Source organism: Desulfurella sp. (genome assembly GCF_023256235.1).
Taxonomy (GTDB): domain Bacteria; phylum Campylobacterota_A; class Desulfurellia; order Desulfurellales; family Desulfurellaceae; genus Desulfurella.
This window is the reverse complement of the sequence record NZ_JAGDWY010000063.1, coordinates 35,481-38,704: the sequence shown is the minus strand read 5'-3', so window position 1 is coordinate 38,704 and position 3,224 is coordinate 35,481. Positions and strand designations below refer to the sequence as shown.

5 protein-coding genes are annotated in these 3,224 nt (G+C 29.1%); all 5 read right to left on the bottom strand.

Going from position 1 to position 3,224, the window contains the following annotated elements:
- Positions 1-1,114: glutamine-hydrolyzing carbamoyl-phosphate synthase small subunit (gene carA / locus Q0C22_RS06600; protein ID WP_291492998.1), on the bottom strand; the 1,114-nt coding region annotated here is incomplete at its 3' end.
- A complete protein-coding gene (locus Q0C22_RS06595) occupies positions 1,111-1,386 on the bottom strand; it encodes a DUF507 family protein (RefSeq protein ID WP_291492996.1) in 276 nt (91 codons plus the stop codon). The genes Q0C22_RS06595 and carA, both read right to left, overlap by 4 nt.
- Entirely contained in the window at positions 1,383-1,664 is a 282-nt protein-coding gene (locus Q0C22_RS06590; RefSeq protein WP_291492995.1) for a DUF507 family protein, read from the bottom strand. The genes Q0C22_RS06595 and Q0C22_RS06590 overlap by 4 nt, the downstream gene beginning before the upstream one ends.
- 2 nt (positions 1,665-1,666) lie before the next feature.
- On the bottom strand, positions 1,667-2,263 hold the full coding sequence (gene plsY / locus Q0C22_RS06585; RefSeq protein ID WP_291492994.1) for a glycerol-3-phosphate 1-O-acyltransferase PlsY: 597 nt from the start codon (positions 2,261-2,263) through the stop codon (positions 1,667-1,669).
- Between the two features lie 7 nt (positions 2,264-2,270).
- The coding region (gene ftsZ / locus Q0C22_RS06580) for a cell division protein FtsZ (protein WP_291492993.1) at positions 2,271-3,224 on the bottom strand (954 nt) is incomplete at its 5' end.

Sequence of the window (3,224 nt, the reverse complement as noted above, 5' to 3'; positions counted from 1 at the left end):
TTTTATAAAACTCACCAAAAAGATAATTTGAATCGTGAGGTCCAGCACTGGCTTCTGGATGGTATTGAACAGCAAATATTGGTAATTTTTTGTGCTTTATGCCTTCTATGCTATTATCATTTAAGTTTTTATGTGTTATTTCAAAATCATTTTTTAATAAACTATCTTCTGTAGCTGCATAATTATGGTTTTGAACAGTTATTTCTATTTTTCCATTAAGTAAATTTTTAACAGGATGATTGGCACCATGATGACCAAATTTTAATTTATAAATTTTTGCATTAAAAATTCTGGAGATAATTTGTAACCCAAAACATATACCAAATGTTGGATATTCTAAAATTGCTTTTTTTACTTCTGTTAAGTGTTCATCTTTGAGACCTCTTGGGTCTCCCGGTCCATTTGATAAAAAAATAGCGTCAGGTGACAATTTTTTTATATCTTCATATGTAGTGTAAGCATTTACAACTATTACTTCAAAACCTATGCTATATAAGTGTCTTAAAATATTTCTTTTAGTTCCAAAATCATAAACTATAACTTTAGGTTTTTTGTGTATATCTTTTATTTGTGATTTATTTTCAAAATCGAAATGGTATAATGGTTCATTCCATTTGTATGAAGTCGAGCATGTAACATACTGTACTAAATCTTTTCCAACAATTGTGCCTAAATTTTTAGATTTGGCTATAAGTTCATTTTTTGTAAATTCTTTCGTAGTTATCATGCCCATCATACTACCATGTTCACGTAAAATTTTAGTCAAGTACCTAGTATCTATATCCGAAATACCGACTATTGAGTGCATTTTAAGATACTCATCAAGTGTATATTTGCTTCTGAAATTTGAAGCTATTGGGGATAATTCTTTTATAATAAAACCTTCAACTGTTGGTTTTTCACTTTCAATATCTATATCATTTGTTCCATAATTGCCAATTTGGGGGTATGTCATAAGTACAATTTGACCTTTATATGAAGGATCTGTCAGTATTTCCTGGTACCCACTCATGCTAGTATTAAATACAATTTCACCTATTGATGTACCTTGAGCACCAAATGATTTACCTTCAAATATAGTGCCATTTTCTAAAATTAAATATGCTTTTATCATTTTAATAACCTTTTATTTAACTCCTGCTCGTATATCTGATTAAATGTTATATCCCATTCTATACTTCCAGCCATAATTTTCTTTTTCTTTTTTATTTCTTCTAAAGCGGCCTCGTAAGCTTGTACATTTATTTTAAAATAATCCTCAATAACATTTTCAATCTCCGACAATAGAATATCTCTTGCAACCAAAAAGTCAACTACTTTGTTACTATCGAGATTTTTTATTATATTTCTAGCTATATTTCGTATTCTATCCTTTGAGTATTTCATAAAACAAATCCTTCTCTTTCCGCAATTTTACGTTTTATCATTTGAAAAAATTTTGCTTGATCAATATTTTCCTGTTTTATTTGTTCTTTGTAGTTTTCAATATACAAAAGTGTTTTTTGTTCAATTTCTTTTTCTTTTTGAGCATCTTGCTCTAAAGTTTGTTTGACAAAATCTATTATTACCATTTTATCTTTTTTTAGCTGGATAAGGCCTTTTCTAATTAGAGTATTGACAATTTTATCAGCTATAAAATTGATTTCTTTTTCATTTAGTGCCATATTTAAATTCTCCCTTCAATTTTATGTTCACTTCCTTGTAATATTCTTTCTATGTTGCTAAAATGTCTAATTATCATTAATCCTAATAAAATCAAAAAAGTAAGTTTTACTGTAATACTAGTTTCAAATATTAAAACAAAGAAAACTGTAATGCTAAATGACAATAAAGAAGCAAGAGAAGCGTATCTTGTTACTTTTAAAATAATAAGCCAGAGTATTAAGCCAACGTAAGCGTAGTTAGAGTATAGAAGCGTGCTGCCGTATGTTGTAGCTACGCCTTTTCCACCTTTAAATTTTAAGAAAATTGAAAAATCATGACCTAAAACCACAGACACTATCGAAACTGGTATTAAAATTTCTTTTAAATTTTGAGCAAAAGGGATTTTTTCAACACATAAAACTACTATAAAACCTTTTGCCATATCAAATAGTAAAGTAAGTAAAGCCTCTTTTTTACCAAGAACTCTATACGCATTTGATGCGCCAATATTACCACTACCAGTGGATTTTAAATCTATACCTTTAGTTTTTCCTATCAAATAACCGGAAGGTATGCTGCCAATCAAAAATGAAAATAAAGCAATTAAAAATATTAGCACCAATTTTCTACTCGTCTTTATTTCTTATATAAGTTGGTATATCAAATTTATCTTCAATTGGCATTTCAGATATTTTCCTTATTTCGTTGAAATAATTTTTATCTATATTTTTATACTTATTAATTTTTTTTATTGAGTCATTTTTATTTTTTTCTTCAAAACCAGTTGCAATAATTGTTACTCTTACTTTATCTTCTAATGCATCATTGACAATAAAACCATATTTAAATATTGCTTGCTCATTCATGGCATTTTGGATTATGCTGGCTGCTTCTTCCAATTCTTGTAATCCAAAATTACTGCTTGCTGTGATATTCATTAATATACCTTTTGCGCCTTCAATGCTAGTATTTTCAAGCAAAGGGTTTGATATTGCCATTTCTGTAGCTATTTTAATTCTATTATCGCCAGTTGCTTCGCCTATTCCCATTAGAGCAATACCTTTTTCACTCATTATTGTTTGTGCATCTGCAAAATCAATATTAATAATAAATGAAGCGTTATCAGAAGGTTTTTGAACAAGTTCAACTATACTTTGTACTGCTTGTCTTAAAATATCATCAACTTTTTTAAAAGCATCAATAAGTGTTAAATTTTTGTAAAAATCAAACAGTTTTTGATTAGGTACGATAATTATACTATCAACAATTTGTTTAAGCGATTCTAAGCCTTCTTTAGCAATTTTTTCTTTATTTTTTCCTTCATAGCTGAATGGTTTTGTTACAACGCCAATTGTTAGTGCCCCTAACTCTTTAGCTACCTTTGCTATTATTGGGCTTGCGCCTGTACCTGTACCACCTCCCATTCCTGCTGTTATAAAAACCATATCAGCGCCTTGAAGTGTTTTTTTGATATCTTCAATGCTTTCTTCTGCGGCTTGTTTGCCTTTTTGAGGATCACTGCCTGCACCTAAGCCTTTTGTTAAATTAACACCAATTTGTAATTTATTTGGAGCCAAAGA